A 16,809-nucleotide genomic window follows, 5' to 3' on the forward strand; every position below is an offset into this window, starting at 1 on the left:
CGTCGCGCCCTGGAAACCCGGGTTCTTGTCGGACTTGGCGCCCGGATACTCGTAGACCTGGCCCACCAGACCCGCAAAGTCCTTCCGGAACTCCCCCAGTGCCGGGTCGTCGGGCATGACCATGAGCATTTGTTCCGTGCGCAGGATCCCGGACGCCTTCATGAGTTCGTCCACCACGAAAAAGGATGCCGGATGGTTGGCCGCGATCTGGTCCTGGACGATGCTCTTGGCCCAGGTGTCCTGTAGGTCCTCGGGAAGGATGCTTGTGGGGTCTTTGTCGATCCCGCGGAATGTGTAGTCCCGCCCATCCGCCCCCTTCATGGCCAGGCCCTTCGTCTCCACTCCTCCGACCCGGAAAAGGGGCTTGAGGCCCCCTGCAAAGGTCTGCAAATTCAAGACCTCTACCCGGATCGGCGTCGTCCATAGCGGCCGGTAATCCGTGCCCCAGAGCCAGCAGTGGAAGCCGCCCGCCTTGTACTTGGGGGCGATCGCGACCTGGCGCGCCTCCCGCCCAGGGGGAGCTTTAGCGTCCTCGGCCGCGCCCGTTGCCGCCGTGAGAGGGGCGGGGAGAGCGCCCAGAAGAGCGAGAAGACCGCGAACGGCGCCCACTCCCAGTGAGCCTAGCTGCCTAGGGCGAGGACCGTCAGATTTCGCTTGCCCCAAAGCGAGGGGGTCCCCATTTCTTGTCTGTGAGTTCGGCACGATTCTCCAGGCTCCTCTGCATCGCCTCAATTGCTGGGCGGCGGCGGCGGCTTTTCCGTTCCGGTGTACGAGAAGTCGACCTTCACCGACCCGCTGGCCGTCACGTCAACAGGCTGGGTCAGAGCGCCGAAGCGCTCGTGCCAGGCTTCGAGCGTGTAGTGCCCGGGCGGGACGCCCGCGAGATGGAAGGCGCCGTCGTCTCCCGTCACCGCGAAGTACGGATGGCTGACCACGCCGACCGCGCCCGCCATCCAGGGGTGGACGTCGCACCTTAGGTACAGCACTCCCTCGCTCTTGAGCGTGTAGTCGTACTTCAAGCCCGCGCGTGGCTGGCCCACGTTGAATGTGTCGCCGCCGTGGCTGTGAATGTTGTGGAGCGTGTTGTCGCTGTTGACGATCTCTAGCTTCTGGCCGACCCGGGCAGCCGAGACTCTCGGTTGATAGACGCAGTTCTTCTGCTCGACCACAACGGGCTCGCTAGGGGGGGGTGGCGCCCCCGCGAGCGACCCGGTCAAGTGAACGAAGACGTTTTTCAGCGTCCCGTTGGGATTGACGAGGACCGAGTCCTGAGTCACCCGCTTGCCGGCGTTGGCTTGGAGGCAGTTCGGGTCGGCGCCCATGCGGATGAGCGCGTTGGGAGGAGCCGTGCCGGTGAACTTGACCGTCCCCTCAATGCCGCCTCCGGGGCCGGCCGCCGACGCCGGCCGGTATTGCTGGATGAGAAACCCCACCGCACCGACGACCGTCGTGATGATGAGGGCTCGGGCCGCCTCTCGGGACATAGGGTCCTCCTCTACTGGTCTGGGCCGAGATCACCGCGGCTCCTTGCTCGAACGTATTGATAAATCGAAGCAATCTGCCGCTCGCTGAGCGTCCCGCGCAGGGGGGGCATGCCGTTCTTCGCCCGCCCGTTGAGCACGATGTATTCGAACCCGGCGTACTGGAAGCGGCGCACGGAACGGAGCAGGTCCACGGGCGCAAGCGCACCCGTCTGGGCCAAGGCGTGCGGACCGTGGCAGCGCGCGCACTGGTTCGCATAGAGTGCCGCCCCTTGCCGGGCCTCCTCAGGGTCACGAACCGGTGGCGGCCGTCCTATGAGCCTTCGGATGTCGGCCGGAACGAACAGTTCCGCGGGGACGACGCCGTTCGCCTCGATCAGGCCGGCAAGATTGATCGCGCAGGGGTCGGGCGCGCCCGGGGAAGGGGCTGAGAACGGGGCCGGTGGCGGCTCCGGGCCGCCGACGTTCAGCATCCGGAGCGTTCCCGCCGGGTCGAAGCGATCGATGCCGAGGGCGGCCAGCGGCGCCCAGAGGACGGCGGCATTCGCCCGGCCGGCGAGAAGGTCGGCGATGGGCTTCGTCAGGTTCTCTCCGTCGAGCGGGTAGGACCGCGATTTCAGGCCCTTCGCCTGGACAATTGCGGCGCCCGCGGGTCCGGCCTGAACTACGATCTCGACGGTCTTGAGAGCGGGCGCGTCGAGCGACGTGACATCCGCGCCCACGCCCGCCGATAGGACCAGAACGTAGGTGGAGCCATAGCGGGGTACGGCGGAAAGGGTCGCGGCGATTTGGCCGACGGATCCGGTAACGCCCTGGCACGCCTCGCCCGCGGGGGCGTCCTGGACGCTGGCCTTAAGCGTCGGGTGCGGCGCCATCACGACCGCGAGGAGCAGAAGCGCCACGCCCACGTGCCGCTGGCGGTCGAGGGCCACGATCACATCCCCACTCGGAGCCGCACGTAGGCGACGCTCGTGTGGTAGGGCCATGGCAGCATGCCCCCCATCAGAAGGCCCGAGGTCGCGACGGGGAGACCCAAGAACGAGGGGCTGGCCGGCGTGTAGGTGAAACCGGAGTAGTTGTAGTCGTCGATACGATACTTCTCGAAGATGTAGCCCGCCGCCAACGAGGCACGCTTGTCGATCGTCCACTCCAGGTCGGCGCTTAGGTTGTGGAAGTCGACGTTGTCGACGTTGTCGAAGGACACGGGCACAAAGGGGTTCACGTCGTTGGCCGGCGTGCCCAGCGGACTCGAAAGCCCGATCCGGCCTCGAGTGCGCGAGAAGGTGTAGCTGACGTTGAGGCGGAGGGCCTTCGGTATGAGCTGCGCTTCTGCGCCGAGCCCGACCGTGTGGTAGCGATCGAGCGGCTCGGCGGCCCAGTTGCTGTTGGAGGCGAGTCCCGTCTCCGACAGGTACGGGTCGCTGATGCCGCCCGGGGTCCATTGCCGGCCGGCCATCTCATAACGGAACTTCTCGAACGTGTAGGCGGCGTACACGGACAGGCGGTCGGTCAGCACGTAGCTGACGTCGACACCGTATTCGTCGCGTCGGGCGAGACTCAGACCGGCAAAGGAGGAGGGGTAGTCGTCCTTCCCGTACAGGACCGAGGAAGAGAGCGTGAGGCGGTCGCTAGGAGTCACCGTCACGACCGCCTGACCCTGGTTCGTCCTCCGCTCCGCCTCGTCGAACTTGCGGAGGTAGGGCAGTACCCCGGCCCCGGGGATCGTCTCTCCGTGGGCGACGTACGACTGGCTGCCAAGGTAGGGGGCAGTGTCCCGGCGGATGTACTCGTACGACCCTCGCAGCTCGAGCCAGGCCAATGGTTTCAGATCGAGGGATGTCTTCAGGTGGTGGTCATTCATCCAGGCCACCTCGCGGAAGCTGCGGTTGATGCGCTCGAAGGTATAAGAGCCTCCTAGGCGCACCTTCTGGTTGAGGTCCCACGCCGCGCTCAGGCTAGCGGTGTGCTTGTCGTATGCGATCGGCAGCGGGCCGAAAAAGGCGGAGGGGTTGCCCGGGACACGCCACTCGGCGTCCTCCCGGACGAGGCCCGGGATCCGGAAGGGTGCGCTCTGGTTGTCGAGGTTGTAGAAACGGTACTGCGCGGTCAGGCTCAGATCCTGGAGCGGCTTCGAGCTCACGCGCACCTGCAGGTTCTCGGTATTGATCGCCGCGTTGGCGGTCCGGGCGGGCAGGTTGGCGGGATCGGCCGCGTTGAAGGGTGCCGTGCCGCCTTCGGTGCCGGGGTTGGAGAAGGCACCCGCCACAATCGCGCTGTTCGTGGTGAATGGGAGCAGAGGCTCGTCCTGCCGCAGAAAGCTGGCCGAGAAGAGGGCCGAGATCGACGTCCCGTAGGGGAGCCGGCTCACGACCAGGGTGCCGTCGATGGAGTGGCTCGAGTTGCTGGGATAGAGGGCGGACCGGCCGGTGGCCGGCCCCGCCTGGTAGCTGGAGATGAAGGCCGGCAATCCCAGGAGCGGGTCCGTGCTATCCGTGAGGCGGAAGGGATTGTCGAACGTGAGGGAGGGATTGTGCTCGTCGAATCGCGAGAAGCGGTAGGCGATCGTGGCCTGGATCCGGCTTTCCGGCCGCGCATACTCGGCGCTCACCCGGGCGTCGGTCGTGTCGTAATTTACCGGCCAGGGGACCTCCACGAAGTTGGCGAAGCCGAACGACTCGGAGAACGGGCGCACGCCATTGCGCGCCTCGTTGCTACCTTGTGCGCGGATGGTTATGGGATAGGTGGACAGCAGTGTGACTTCGCCGCCCACCTTCTTTCGCTGCAGTCCGAGGTCAACGTCGTGGCCGGAACCGGCCACGTAGTCCGCCAGCTTCTTGAGGGCATCCGCCTCTGACGAAGAGCCCTGGAGGTCAGCCCGGATGCGGTCGCTGATCCTGAGAGAAGCCGTCCCCACTCCGCTAAACAGCGACCGTGCGCCGAAAGCGTAGTTGTGGGGCGTCTCGTCGTAGAGGAGCTTCAAGGCGAGGGCCCCCGCGCGCCCCCCTTCGAGGATCAGATCCTGGTCTGCGAGTCCAAGGTGGCGCCCGACCACGTCCAGGTAGGCGTCCTCCTTTCGGGCGTGTGCCTCGAGCCCTGCGTTGACGCCCTCCCGTAAGTCGCGGAATTCCTCGAACTTGGAAGAAACCGCGTTGCCCTCAACGCCGAAGAGGGACGTCGACCGGTTCCAGATGCCGAGGGTTGTGAGGGACGCCTTGATTGAAATGTCCGGTCCAGAACGGACGTCACCCGTGAAGTCCGGGGTCTCGGGCGAGTAGAGTGGGAACAGCGCGGGCGGATGGAGTCCCGCGTTGGGCTGGAGCCGTGCGTCGATCCGCCGATTCGAATAGAGGCGCCAAGCCTGCGGCGGGGCGGGGGAGGGTGTCGGGGACGGAGACGGCCCGGGGTCCGGTGCGGACGCTTGGGGCCCCGCGGCGGCAGTGATGGCGGCGGCAAGCCCGAGTGCGCCCGTGAGCAAGACCAAGTTTCTCATCGGTGGAACCATTTGCCGGAGGGGTGATTGCTGCCGTGGACCATCACGTGGCAATTCGTGCAGCTGCGGTAGAGGAGCTGGCTGGCGGAGCCGTAGACGGTGCGCCCGCTGGCGCGGTCCTGGGGGCTGAGCGCATACAGCCCCCCCGCATGCTGCGCGTTCGAGTGGCACCGCTGACAGAGCTGCGGCTTGCGGACGAGGAGCATCGGTTCGTGTGACGTGCCGTGCGGGTCGTGACAGTTGAGGCAGCTCTCCCGCACCGGCGGGTGCTCCCACAGGAAGGGGCCGCGCTTCTCGGCGTGGCATTCCAGGCACTTCTCGTTCACGGAATTCGCTGCGATCAGCTTGTCGGTCTGTGTCCCGTGGGGGTTGTGGCAGCTCGTGCAGACCATCTTCTCCTCGCGGATGGGATGGTGGGAAGGCTTCATCAGAGCCGAACGGATCTGCTGGTGGCACTGAGTGCAGAGCTGGGGCTGGGAGGGCTGAGCCAGGAGCTTGGCGTTGCCTCCATGGATCTGGTGGCAGGTCGTGCACGCCATCTTTCGGTCCGCGTGCGTGCTGCCGGCCCAGAGGGCCACGGGGCCGCGGGTGTGGCATTCCAGGCAGACGGCGTTCTTGGCCTGGGGGGGCATGGCTGCGCCAAAGTTACGCATGGCCCCGATGCCGCGCCCGCCTCCACCCGCAACGTGTGCGCTGCCGGGGCCGTGGCACGTCTCGCACTCGAAACGGGCGGCCGGAGTCCGAGGGTCCCCTTTGAAGCTGTGGGGGCTGTTCTGGTAGCTCTCGAACTTGTTGAAATGGCACTGAGCACAGACGGTCGAGCCCACATACGTTCGCGCCTCTTGGGGCGCGTCGGGGCTAGGAGCCACACTGGCTGGTGTGAGCGTCGGCACCGCTCCCTCCGGTGCCTGGGCCCCGACCCAGGCCGCGGAGAGGGCTGCAATGAGCCCGCCGAACAGAAGCGCGCGAACTCTCATGGCGCTGACCCTGTCCTCCGGGTGGCAAGACGCTTGCCAGCCGGATGTTATTGATTTTGAATCAGATCGTCCGCGTCACCAGCGCCCGTATATCGGCAATTGCTGAAGCGCAGTGCTGAGGGGTCGGCGTGGGCCGGTAGTCGCCGGCGACTCGTTCGCGCAACGCTTGGGCCACGTCGGGAGTCCACAGGGATCAAGGGATAGTTGAGGCCAAACGCGTCCGGAGTGCCGGTCCTCACTGCCCTCGCTCCCGCTCGCCGCTTATCCAGTTCCGGATGTAGGGAGCGCAGTTCAGCAGCTCGATGCCCTCTTCTTCGCAGGCGATGAGGAAGCGAACGATGCCGACGTCCACTAGCGTCACCTCGTTCAAGTCGAGCACGACCCGTGGGCGGTGCCCCCGGACGTGGGCCTGGAGTACGTCCAAGTACTCCGACTCAATGCGACCGATGAGCCGGAGAGTGGTGGTCTGGCCGTCGAACGACGTTTCCATCCTAAACGTCACTGCGGGCACCCCCGCAATACGGGGGCGAGGCAAGCAAGGGCCGCGCCATGGCCAACTTCTTACTGCGATGGGGTTTTGGCTCTGCGATGATGCTGATGGATCGGCAATTGCCGATCGGTGGGCGGGCCCAGGGGCCGGGCAAGACCTAGCGCGCTCGGAACGAGAGCTTGTCGATGTGCAGGGCCTTCATCTTCGACTCGAGCGTCTGGCGAGGAATGCCGAGCTTCGCCGCCGCTCCTGAGGGGCCGAAGATCCGCCCTTGAGACGCCGCGAGCGCTGCCTCGATCAACTCTTTCTCGCCCTCGGCGAGCGTTTTCACAGGACGTGGCATCGGCTTGGAAGGCGGCTGTGTTTCCCCTTTGAGCCACGATTTGTCGATGGAGAACGTCTCGCTATCGCACAACACCACGGCCCGCTCAATCACGTTCTGCAGCTCGCGCACGTTCCCTGGCCAGTCGTAGGCCTGAAACAGCGCCAAGGTCTGCTTCTTGATATTACGGATGCTCTTCCCAGCCTTCGTGGCGTAACGCTCGACCAGATATTCGACGAGGACAGGAATGTCGTCCACTCGATCGCGTAACGGGGGAATCCGGATGGGAAAGACGTTCAGGCGGTAATAGAGGTCCTCGCGGAACGCGCCGCGCTCCACGGCGGTCTCGAGGTCGCGGTTCGTGGCGGCGAGCACACGCACATCCACGGCAATCGGATGACTGCTGCCCACGCGCTCGACCTCTCGCTCCTGGAGCACGCCCAGAAGCGCGACTTGAGTCTCGGCGGGCAGTTCGCCTACTTCATCCAGGAAGATCGTTCCGCCGTCGGCGGCCTCGAATCGGCCGATTCGCTTTTGCAGTGCTCCCGTGAATGCCCCCTTTTCGTGCCCGAACAGCTCGGAGGCGATGAGCGAGGATGGGATGGCCGCGCAGCTCACGCGGATAAACGCCCGGGTTGAGCGCCTGGACCGCTTGTGAATCGCGCGGGCGACTAGTTCCTTGCCCGTGCCGGTCTCGCCCAGGATCAGCACCGTGGAATCGGTTGGGGCAACCTTCTCCACTTGCTCCAAGATGCAGTGCAGGGCCGGCGAAGAGCCAACGATCTCCTCAAACATCGAGGCGCGGTCGATGTCTTCACGCAACGCGAGGCGTTCATTGCGGATCCGCTCATCGCCCCTGGCATCGGTGATGTGTCTGGGCTCCCGTTGGTCCTTCCGCTGCCAATCTTCCGCTTGCTGGAGGTCCTCGATATCGGTATTTGTTCCCCACCAGCGGACGACGGCGCCTTGCCCATCGAGCACCGGCTCGGCCCGGACGGTGAACCGACGATATTTGCCGTCGTAGCGCCGCAGCCGACACTCGAACTCAACCGGCTTGGCCGCAGGAAGCATCTCCCGCCACTTCGCCTCCAGGCTCGGAGCATCGCCTGGGTGAACGATCACGACCTGGGTAAGGTCGGTCCCCCTCCCTCCTCGCGTCGGCTCGCCCTTCCCACTGGAGCCATAGGCTTCCTCCGGCGAGAGACCCGTATACTCATGCCAGCGCTGATTTAGATAGTCGATGCCGCCATCCCGGCGAAGGCTCCACGCTTGGGTGGGGACCCTGTCGAGCATCGTTCGCAGAGAATGGTCCGAGTTCTTGGTTTCAACGAATGCTTTCTTCATAAGAGCGGTTGTCCCGCGAGCCGGAACAAGTAGAGCAGCATTGCCGACGCACTCTAGAAGCCAAGTTGTCAGCGCCAAACGGGTGGTTAACCCGCCCCCCTGCGCGACGCCAAGGCCCCCCTACTACGCGAACGCTACGAGCCGAGGAGACCCGGCAACTGCGAACGCCGCCCCCACGCAATCAGGGCTGTCAAGGCGAGGAGCACGAGGGGTGCGGTTGGCGCCGTGTGGAGTACCGTGAGGTGTACGACGACGGCTCCAGCCATGACGCACGCTAGCAACACGGCTCCGAACGCGGTCTTGCCTGGGAGGATGAGCAGGAGCGCGCCAAGCACTTCCAGCGATCCGGTGGCGTAGCGGAACCACTGACCGATGCCGACTGCCTCAAAGAGTGTGACCATATCTTGACCTCCCAGAAGCTTTCCTGACCCAGCCGCAACGAACGCCAGCGCCGCTAGCACCTGCAGTGTCCAAAGCACAATGTTCAGGGCCTTACCAGGCCTGGCAAGGTCGTTATTCGCTGTGCGCATGGTTGTCATGATTCCTGTCTCCTCCAGCAAATTGACGCTCGGCCGTGATGCCGAGCTTCTTGAGCAATTCGATCAGCGTGTCGCGCTCGACCTTCGACAGGCCAAGGGCGGCACGTTCCATGGCGTCCTTGTGCTTGGCGAACACTTCCGTGATGCGAGCCTTTCCGTCGGGTGTGAGATGGACTACCCGTGCGCGCCGGTCGCTAGCGTGCGCCGCGCGCGCGACGAGGCCGCGCTGCTCGAGCCGATCGATCGCTGTTGTAATCGAACCGCTCGTGAGATGGACGCGTCGCCCGATCTCGCTGACCGACTGCGGTCCCTTGTGGAGCAGCACTTCAAGGACCCCGAAATCAGAAATGCACATGTCGAGGGAAACGATGCTTCGCTCCGCGTGCCGGACCATGGATCGATGTGCCTTCATGAGCACTAGCCAGACGTGAACACCCGAGCCGTCGCGTGACCGCTCTCTCACCTCCGGCGCATTCGGCCGGCGCACAACCCGACCTCCCGCCAAGCGGTCCCTGCCACGCGGCTTCCGTAATCGAGCCATGCGTCCTCCGGTCGCTCTGCCGACGGGGCGCGGCGACCGTCTTGAGGTTGGCATGCACGTCGCCCGAACTAAGTATCTTCATATCAAGTAGCTTGATGTCAAGGAAATGTTTTGAAGGCGGGAGCGTATCGGCCTCCCCCTTGTTTTGCCGGTTCTTCCACACTCTCGGTGCTGGTCGAGCTCGTGTGCCTGGACGCAAGTGATGCAGAATCATGGTGTTGCAGAGCAGAGGCCTCTGCGGAGCCCCTGCCGCCTACTCTCTACCCTTCAATGTGAGCTAACTCCATCACCCAGCGGATACCGGTGCAGGTCCGTCGGCGGCGCGCCGATTCACTGCGCGAGCGCTGCGACTGGTGTCGCGACCATCGCGGCAATCAACACGAGCCGGCCGAGCTTCGAGGACTGGAGTGTGCCATCCAAGAACGCAGCATGAATCCTAATGGCGTACATATTAAGCAACGGCCGGTCCACCGTAACATGTTGAATCTAAAGAGATCTCAACGTCTCCATTCTGCCAAGATCTGGACATTGGTGGAATACTGGACCATTTAGGGAGGGACGATCGGATGCCTAAATCGCTGGAGGCTCAGTTGCGAGCCACGCTGAACATGATTCCGGCGTACACGTGGTACGCGGCTCGGTCGGGCGGGCTAACCTTCGTCAACGAGCGAGCTGCGGATTACGGAGGGCTCCCGAGCGATCATCCACTTCGGTATGGAACGGACTCCTCCGCAGCATGGGACTCGCATATGCCCTTTCTCCATCCGGAGGATCAAGAGGAGACCCGGCGGGTCTGGTCAGAGTGTCTGAGGACCGGCCGCCCTGGCGAGATGAGTTTTCGGGTTCGTAATGCTGAAGGCAACTACCGCTGGTTCCTCAGTCGCGCGGAGCCCCTTCGATCGACCGACGGAACGATCCTCTACTGGATCGGGATTAACCTCGACATCGACGAACGTAAGCAAGTCGAAGTCGAACTCCGCCGGAGCAAAGAGTACTTAGCCGATGCGCAGAGACTCAGTGGCACCGGTAGTGTCGGAATGGACGTTAGTACGAAGCGGATATTCTGGTCCGAGGAGGCGGCCCGGATTTACGGGTACCCTCCCGGGACGGAACCGACACCCGATTTGATACTGCAGCGATCTCATCCTGACGACGTGGGCCGTCTCAAAGAGGTTCTTGAACGTGCAGCGCAGGGCGGAAATGACTTTGATTGGGAGCATCGCTTACTGATGCCGGATGGTTCGATAAAGCATCTTCATGATCTTGGACATTGCTTTAGGGACGAGGCAGGCAACGAAGAAATTATCGGCGCGATAACGGATATCACGGAACGTAAAGTGGCGGAAGAAGCTATCCGGCGAAGCGAAGCCTATCTCGCCGAAGCCCAACGACTGAGTCAGACAGGCAGCTTCGGGTGGAAACCGGATACCGGAGAGATCGTTTGGTCAGACGAGACCTATCGCATTTTCGAATACGACCGCGCCGAGAAACCAGACCTCGACATCGTGCTCGAGCGCATACATCCCCAAGATGAGGCGCTTGCACAACAGATCGTCGAGAGCGTATCCACGAGGGGCTCAGACCTCGAACACGAGTGTCGTCTCTTGATGCCGGGCGGGGCGATCAAACACCTCCACGTACGAGCCCACGCTCTTCACGACTCATCCGGCAACATCGAGTTTGTTGGGGCGGTGACCGACATCACCGCGCGCAAGCGCGCCGAAGAACGGCTTCGCCAGAGTGAGGAGAGGTTTCGCTTGGTTCTTAACAGCATCGACGCTCAGGTAATTGCCACGACAGTGGAAGGCGAACTTGAGTTCGTCAACCAACAAGTTCTGGACTACTTCGGAAAGACCCTTGAACAATTGAAGGGCTGGCGAACTGGCGATGTCCTTCATCCAGATGACCTCGCGAGCGCAATCGCAATCTCGAGGGCCTCGATCGAACAGGGGGTTTCGTACGACGTTGACCATCGTTTTCGCCGCTCCGACGGTGTCCACCGTTGGTTTCACGTCTGTGGGCGACCGCAGCGTGATGAGCACGGCTCTATTGTTCGGTGGTATGCCTTGCATACGGACATAGATGAGCGCAAGAAGGCCGAACAGAGACTTGAAGAGCAGGAAATGGAGCTTCGGCAAATCCTGGATCTAGCGCCCCAGCTTGTCGGGGTCTTGGGACCCCAGGCCGAGCGCCTGTATGCGAACCGAGTCACGCTCTCGTATTTCGGCGTCACTCTCGACCAGTGGCGTCAGACAGACCGTAGATCTGAGGTTCATCCTGACGACGTCGACAGGATCAAGGCACATATCGATCGCTCGTTAACGACCGGCGCCGCTGGCGAGTTGGAGTTGCGCCTGAGGGCCGGGGACGGAACCTATCGTTGGTTCCTGGTTCGCTCCAACCCGCTTTGCGACGACCGGGGACAGCTCGTGCGATGGTACATCGCATATACCGATATCGAGGATCGCAAGAGGGCCGAGGAGAGACTGCTGCAAGAAAACGTTGCGCTTCGAGAGGAAATCGACAAGACCTCGATGTTCGAAGAGATTGTCGGCACCTCGCCCGCGCTCACCGCGGTCTTGTCGCGGGTGTCCAAGGTCGCCAGCAGCGATTCGACGGTTCTAATTAGCGGCGACACCGGTACCGGCAAAGAACTTGTCGCGCGAGCGATTCACCGGAGGTCTCGGCGGGGTTCACGGGCGTTCGTGGCTGTGAACTGCGCGGCGATTCCGCGCGACTTGATCGCCTCGGAGCTCTTCGGTCATGAGAAGGGGGCGTTCACCGGAGCCATCCAACGGCGGCTTGGTCGGTTCGAACTGGCAAACGGCGGAACGATCTTTCTGGACGAGGTCGGCGAACTGTCATCCGACACACAAGTGGCGTTGCTGCGAGTGCTCCAGGAGCATGAATTCGAGCGCTTGGGAGGACGAGAACGGATCCAGGTCGATGCTCGCGTCATCGCCGCCACGAATCGTGATTTGACAGCCGCGGTGGCGGACGGCACGTTCCGGCAGGATCTCTTTTATCGACTCAACGTGTTTCCCCTTGAGATGCCTCCGTTACGGGAACGGCAGGAAGACATTCCCGTGCTGGTGGAGTACTTCATCAGTCGCTACGCCCGCAAAGCGGGTAAGACATTCAGGCGGGTCAGCAAGCGGACACTCGACCGCCTGCAGTCTTATCGATGGCCCGGGAACGTGCGTGAGCTGCAAAACGTCATCGAGCGGTCGGTCATCGTCTCTGACACGGACGAATTCACCGTCGACGAGAGCTGGCTGTCCGAGGCGCCCCCGGTGGATAGCCGGCTTGGCTTGTCCGGCGCATTGGCCGCGCACGAGAAGGCGATCGTCGAAGATGCCCTGCGCGCGAGCGGCGGACGCGTGTTCGGGCCATTGGGGGCGGCGGCCCGACTTGGGATCCCGCGTTCGACGCTCGAATGGAAGATTCGGGCGCTGAAAATCAACAAGAGTCGCTTTCGGGTGCGGGCTCCGAAGCGTTCCTAACTTGCCTATCCTGCCGAGAGGCGCGGAGTCCTCGCACTCGCTTCGTCTAGGGCTCGATCTCCCAGGGGCGCTCCCACGACGCCAAGGTACGCTGTCGTGTCAGCAGCGGATATTGCAGGCGCTGGAGCTCGATCACCTGGCGGATCTTCTCGGGCAGCGGCAACACTTCACGATCGCGCCGAAGCTCGTCTTTCCCCTGACGGAGTTTGGCCACGAACTCTGCGGATGGCCGTGAGCGACTACCCGTGCCACTTTCAGAGTGAGAGCCCATGTCTCTCTAGGATCGCATCCAAACGATTTCGATTCAAGCCACGCCAGTCCAGCAGCATTGCGACGCGCTCGCGGCGCTTGGCCGTGCGTGCCTCGGGCTGAAGGTACAGCGCGACGAGGTATTCGGGTAGCGTCACCCTTGTAGGGACCCCTTGGTAGTCAAGCGTCTCGGCGGTCTCGATCGCTTCGTCAGCGAGCTTCGACGGAGAGGGCAGGAATTGCGTCGGCACTCCCTCGATCAAGATGTGCTCCCTGTCCGCTTGGTAACCGTGAGCAGAAGCCCAATGGTAGATGCTCTCCAGACTGACCAGTGGACCCGCTCCGGACGGAAGAAAAACGAGCACGTCCAGATCGTACGTCGCCACTGGTTCGGTCCAGAACACGATCGCGAGGGCCCCGACGATAGCGTATTCTTCGATGACACCTTCGGCCTTCATGTTGTTGAGCGCGCGCAACGTGTCAGCGAAGGCCATATTCAGACCATTCTAAGCCTTGAGGTGTCGAGGTGCCCGCCGAAGCTGCCCGCCAGACCCCGAGCGCCGTTCGCCGCTGGGCGAGTGGCGCGCAAACCGAGTAGGTGGGCGTGGGTCCCTGGGCGAGCGGTCTCCAGGATCGCGTCGACAATTTGCGGCGGAGGTCGTGCAGTCGGGCCACTCCCAGCCAGGAAGGGTCGAACCTCCGGAGAAGTTGCTACCACACTGCCACCATTTCCTCCGGCGGGGCGGGTCTCAGCGGGTCTCGTCGTCGGGCTCTGTCTTGTCGGGAGAGGGACTTGGGTCGGCTGAGACGTTGGGGGACTCCCCTCCGGGGTGGTTCGGGACCAAGAGGTCGGAGGTTCGAATCCTCTCGCCCGACCTACACAATTAGTGACATAGGGGGAGTGCGAGTCGCTCCCCCCCGTGTTTTGCTTCCGTCTTGTCAAGCGTCTTAGAGTAAGGGACCTTTTGCCGAGGTGCGTGACCTTCCCGCCTTCGGCCTCGCCTCTAGGGTCGATCTCCCAGGGTTGCTCCCACCCTCTCAAGTTACCCCGTCGTGCGAGCAGCGGGTATTGAGGCGTTGGAACTCGAGCACCGGGATCTTTTCGGGCAGCGGCACCACAAGGTCGTGGCGAATCTCGTCTTTCCCTTGACGGACTTTGGCAACGAGCTCCGCACATGGCCGCGAGGGACGGGCGAGGATTCCGAGGTGCCGCGTCTCCTCGGAGGAAGGGCGGCCTTCATGAGATGTTTTGAACCTGAACGCATGTTGGCCCACTTTTCACATCAAGGGGCGGAAGACGGCTAAGATGAGATCGGAAGGGCGTGAGCCATGGGCACGAAGTCTCGACTCCTCCACCTCGAAGACAACCCAACCGACTCGGAGCTTGTGGGTTTGGCTCTCCGCGAGGCCGGCTTGGACTGGGACGTGGTGAGGGTGGAGTCTCGCGACGCCTTCGTAGCTGCCCTTGAGCAGGGCGGCTTTAACGCGGTCGTCTCGGACTATAGCCTTCCGTCGTTCAATGGGCTCGAGGCCTTACGTGAGACGAGGAAGCGGAGGCCGGAGCTGGCATTCCTTTTTTTCACGGGCACCCTCGGCGAAGAGCGTGCGGTCGAGGCGCTCAAGGCCGGGGCGACGGACTTTGTCGCGAAGGAAAGAAGGGATCGACTCGCCCCCGCCCTGCAGCGAGCAGTCAAGGAGGCAGAGGAGCGCTCGGCCCGAAGACAGGCCGAGGAGCAGTATCGGCTACTGTTCGACAGCAACCCGCACCCGATGTGGGTCTTCGACCCGGAGACGCTGGCTTTCCTAGCCGTCAACGACGCCACCGTGAGACAGTACGGCCACTCGCGTGACGAGTTGCTTGGCATGACGATCAAGGACATCCGCCCGCCGGAAGAGATTCCCGCGCTGATGGAGGAACTAGAGACACCCGCGTGGCCCAAGTCGGATTGGCTACGCGTGTGGAAGCATCGCCGGAAGGATGGCTCGATCATCAACGTGGAGACAGGAGCCAATGCGATTACCTTCCAGGGCCGCAAGGCTGTCCTGGTTCTAGCGCACGATGTGACGGAGAAGAAAAAGCTCGAGGCCCAGCTCCTGCAGTCACAGAAAATGGAGGCGGTCGGCCAACTCGCAGGCGGCGTAGCCCACGACTTCAACAACCTCCTGGGCGTGATCACCGGCTACACGGACCTGCTTCTCAAGGACCTGGGTGCCCAGCACGCGGGCACGCGGCGGGCCGAGCAGATCCGGAAGGCGGCGGACAGGGCCGCGGGGCTGACACGCCAGCTCCTGGCCTTCAGTCGGAAGCAAGTACTGCAGCCGAAGGTGCTAGACCTAAACGCTATAGTTCTCGACGTTGAGAAGATGCTGCACCGGCTCATCGGCGAGGACATCCAGCTGGTGACGGTCCTGGGCGAGGCGTTGGGCCGGGTGAAAGCGGATCCGGGACAGATTGAACAAGTGATTGTGAACCTCTCCGTCAATGCTAGGGACGCGATGCCGAGGGGCGGGAAGCTCATCATCGAGACCGCTAACGCGGAACTAGACGGGTTGTACGCGGGGACGCGCACCGAAGTCACGGCTGGTCCGTATGCAATGCTAGCGGTAAGCGACACCGGGCACGGGATGGATACGGAGACGATGTCGCACATTTTCGAGCCCTTCTACACGACGAAGGAAGAGGGGAAGGGCACGGGGCTGGGTCTCTCGACCGTCTTCGGAATCGTCAAGCAGAGCTGCGGCCACGTTGGTGTCTACAGCGAGGTGGGGAAGGGGACGACGTTCCGGGTCTATCTCCCACGGGTAGAGGCAGATGGAGAGGCGACTGCTCGTGTGGCGCCGCTCCCGGAGCCGAGGCGCGCACGGGGGGAGACAATCCTACTCGTGGAGGACGCGGACGTGCTGCGGATGATGATTCGGGAGATGCTGGAGAGTGCAGGCTATGAAGTTCTTTCGGGAGGGAGCCCGGAGGAGGCGCTGGCGGTTGGCGAGGTACACTCAGGGCCAATCCACCTCGTGCTGACCGACGTGGTCATGCCGGGGATAAGCGGGCCGCAGTTGGCCGAGCGCCTCAAGGCAGCACGGCCCGGGGTGAAGGTCGTCTATATGTCGGGTTACACGGATGAGGCCATCGTCCACCACGGAGTCCTCGAAGGTGGCACTCCCTTCCTTCAGAAGCCGTTCACTACCGAGGTCCTGCTACGTAAAGTCGGTGAGGCCCTGGACGCCTGAGGCGCCTGTGGCCTGGCGAGAGGCGATTCACCCCTTCCGCCTTCTCAAGGACGTGCTGGTCTGCAGAGCAGCGCTTTGCTACACGACGCAGACCCGAATTACTTTTGGCAGACTCTCAGACTCTCTGACTCGCTCTTGGGGTTCCCAGCCGGACTCCAGGAAGCGTGTCCGGCCGGGCGTCGAGTGATTGGCGGACCCAGCTAGAGGGTAGCGACCCAACCCGCGCCGGCTTCGTCCATGCTGAGGCCGAAAGTGTGCTGGAAGGCGGTGGCGGTGTTCGCGCCTGAGCAGGCCCGGAAGAACTGGGCGGTTTTGGCGATGCCCTGGGTCTTGATGAGGAAGGCCACGAAGGAGCCGGCCACCGGGTAGGCTGTCTGGGGGTCCATGCGGTCAAACTGGGCGACGAGGGCGGACACGCTCGTGACCTGGCCGGCCTTGACCACGTCCTTGGCGATGGAGTTGACGCTCTTTCCGCCCCACCGGGCCTCGTCCCCGACGGCGACCGCGAGGCCCTCGTGGAAGAAGGTGCCGGGGTTTCCGAGGCGCTCGGCCACGAGGTGGACGATTTCGTGGGGGTGGAAGGCCTTCATGGAGTGGATCTGGCCGGGGCCGGAGGTGGCGACGGTCAGGCCGGCCGCGTAC

At 63.4% G+C, this 16,809-nt stretch carries 14 protein-coding genes and 1 tRNA gene; 3 read left to right on the plus strand and 12 right to left on the minus strand.

From position 1 onward, the window contains the following. The 9 genes from VN461_04275 to VN461_04315 all read right to left on the minus strand — a co-directional run. Window positions 1-609 (minus strand): hypothetical protein (locus VN461_04275; protein ID HXB53976.1); only part of this gene is annotated, 609 nt, incomplete at its 3' end. A gap of 119 nt (window positions 610-728) precedes the next feature. Then, the gene (locus VN461_04280) at window positions 729-1,484 is read right to left on the minus strand and encodes a carboxypeptidase regulatory-like domain-containing protein (GenBank protein ID HXB53977.1); all 756 of its coding nucleotides are present in this window, start codon (window positions 1,482-1,484) and stop codon (window positions 729-731) included. Between the two features lie 11 nt (window positions 1,485-1,495). Further along, window positions 1,496-2,413, minus strand: a complete 918-nt coding sequence (locus tag VN461_04285; GenBank protein HXB53978.1) for a c-type cytochrome — start codon at window positions 2,411-2,413, stop codon at window positions 1,496-1,498. 2 nt (window positions 2,414-2,415) lie between these two features. Next, window positions 2,416-4,971, minus strand: coding sequence for an MtrB/PioB family decaheme-associated outer membrane protein (locus tag VN461_04290; GenBank protein ID HXB53979.1), 2,556 nt, complete (start codon window positions 4,969-4,971; stop codon window positions 2,416-2,418). Beyond that, complete coding sequence (locus tag VN461_04295; protein HXB53980.1) at window positions 4,968-5,948, minus strand: DmsE family decaheme c-type cytochrome; 981 nt, start codon at window positions 5,946-5,948, stop codon at window positions 4,968-4,970. Before VN461_04295 ends, VN461_04290 begins: the two co-directional genes overlap by 4 nt. A gap of 235 nt (window positions 5,949-6,183) precedes the next feature. After that, window positions 6,184-6,438, minus strand: coding sequence for a hypothetical protein (locus VN461_04300; protein HXB53981.1), 255 nt, complete (start codon window positions 6,436-6,438; stop codon window positions 6,184-6,186). 157 nt (window positions 6,439-6,595) lie between these two features. After that, on the minus strand, window positions 6,596-8,104 hold the full coding sequence (locus VN461_04305; protein HXB53982.1) for a sigma 54-interacting transcriptional regulator: 1,509 nt from the start codon (window positions 8,102-8,104) through the stop codon (window positions 6,596-6,598). Between the two features lie 134 nt (window positions 8,105-8,238). Further along, window positions 8,239-8,643 (minus strand): DoxX family protein, encoded by a 405-nt coding sequence (locus VN461_04310; protein ID HXB53983.1) that lies wholly within the window; start codon window positions 8,641-8,643, stop codon window positions 8,239-8,241. Then, window positions 8,618-9,037, minus strand: coding sequence for a MarR family transcriptional regulator (locus VN461_04315; GenBank protein HXB53984.1), 420 nt, complete (start codon window positions 9,035-9,037; stop codon window positions 8,618-8,620). Before VN461_04315 ends, VN461_04310 begins: the two co-directional genes overlap by 26 nt. Before the next feature lie 713 nt (window positions 9,038-9,750). Here VN461_04315 and VN461_04320 point away from each other — a divergent pair. Next, window positions 9,751-12,687, plus strand: coding sequence for a PAS domain-containing protein (locus tag VN461_04320; protein HXB53985.1), 2,937 nt, complete (start codon window positions 9,751-9,753; stop codon window positions 12,685-12,687). A 46-nt stretch (window positions 12,688-12,733) separates the two neighbouring features. Here VN461_04320 and VN461_04325 read toward each other — a convergent pair whose 3' ends face one another. Beyond that, on the minus strand, window positions 12,734-12,901 hold the full coding sequence (locus VN461_04325; GenBank protein ID HXB53986.1) for a hypothetical protein: 168 nt from the start codon (window positions 12,899-12,901) through the stop codon (window positions 12,734-12,736). Between the two features lie 40 nt (window positions 12,902-12,941). Further along, on the minus strand, window positions 12,942-13,430 hold the full coding sequence (locus VN461_04330) for a hypothetical protein (protein ID HXB53987.1): 489 nt from the start codon (window positions 13,428-13,430) through the stop codon (window positions 12,942-12,944). Window positions 13,431-13,731: 301 nt separating this feature from the next. Here VN461_04330 and VN461_04335 point away from each other — a divergent pair. Together VN461_04335 and VN461_04340 are read left to right on the plus strand one after the other, a co-directional pair. Continuing rightward, a tRNA-Pro gene (locus VN461_04335) sits at window positions 13,732-13,815 on the plus strand. A 450-nt stretch (window positions 13,816-14,265) separates the two neighbouring features. Next, window positions 14,266-16,167, plus strand: a complete 1,902-nt coding sequence (locus VN461_04340; GenBank protein HXB53988.1) for a response regulator — start codon at window positions 14,266-14,268, stop codon at window positions 16,165-16,167. Window positions 16,168-16,367: 200 nt separating this feature from the next. Here the strand turns inward: VN461_04340 and VN461_04345 are convergent. After that, the coding region (locus VN461_04345; GenBank protein HXB53989.1) for a hypothetical protein at window positions 16,368-16,809 on the minus strand (442 nt) is incomplete at its 5' end.

The organism is Vicinamibacteria bacterium, from assembly GCA_035570235.1.
Classification (GTDB): domain Bacteria; phylum Acidobacteriota; class Vicinamibacteria; order Fen-336; family Fen-336; genus DATMML01.

Bases quoted from the DNA above. Each gene is read 5' to 3' on its own strand.
- VN461_04280 (HXB53977.1), bottom strand. From the start codon at position 1,484: ATGTCCCGAGAGGCGGCCCGAGCCCTCATCATCACGACGGTCGTCGGT.
- VN461_04290 (HXB53979.1), bottom strand. From the start codon at position 4,971: ATGAGAAACTTGGTCTTGCTCACGGGCGCACTCGGGCTTGCCGCCGCC.
- VN461_04295 (HXB53980.1), bottom strand. From the start codon at position 5,948: ATGAGAGTTCGCGCGCTTCTGTTCGGCGGGCTCATTGCAGCCCTCTCC.
- VN461_04300 (HXB53981.1), bottom strand. From the start codon at position 6,438: ATGGAAACGTCGTTCGACGGCCAGACCACCACTCTCCGGCTCATCGGT.
- VN461_04305 (HXB53982.1), bottom strand. From the start codon at position 8,104: ATGAAGAAAGCATTCGTTGAAACCAAGAACTCGGACCATTCTCTGCGA.
- VN461_04310 (HXB53983.1), bottom strand. From the start codon at position 8,643: ATGACAACCATGCGCACAGCGAATAACGACCTTGCCAGGCCTGGTAAG.
- VN461_04315 (HXB53984.1), bottom strand. From the start codon at position 9,037: ATGGTCCGGCACGCGGAGCGAAGCATCGTTTCCCTCGACATGTGCATT.
- VN461_04320 (HXB53985.1), top strand. From the start codon at position 9,751: ATGCCTAAATCGCTGGAGGCTCAGTTGCGAGCCACGCTGAACATGATT.
- VN461_04330 (HXB53987.1), bottom strand. From the start codon at position 13,430: ATGGCCTTCGCTGACACGTTGCGCGCGCTCAACAACATGAAGGCCGAA.
- VN461_04340 (HXB53988.1), top strand. From the start codon at position 14,266: ATGGGCACGAAGTCTCGACTCCTCCACCTCGAAGACAACCCAACCGAC.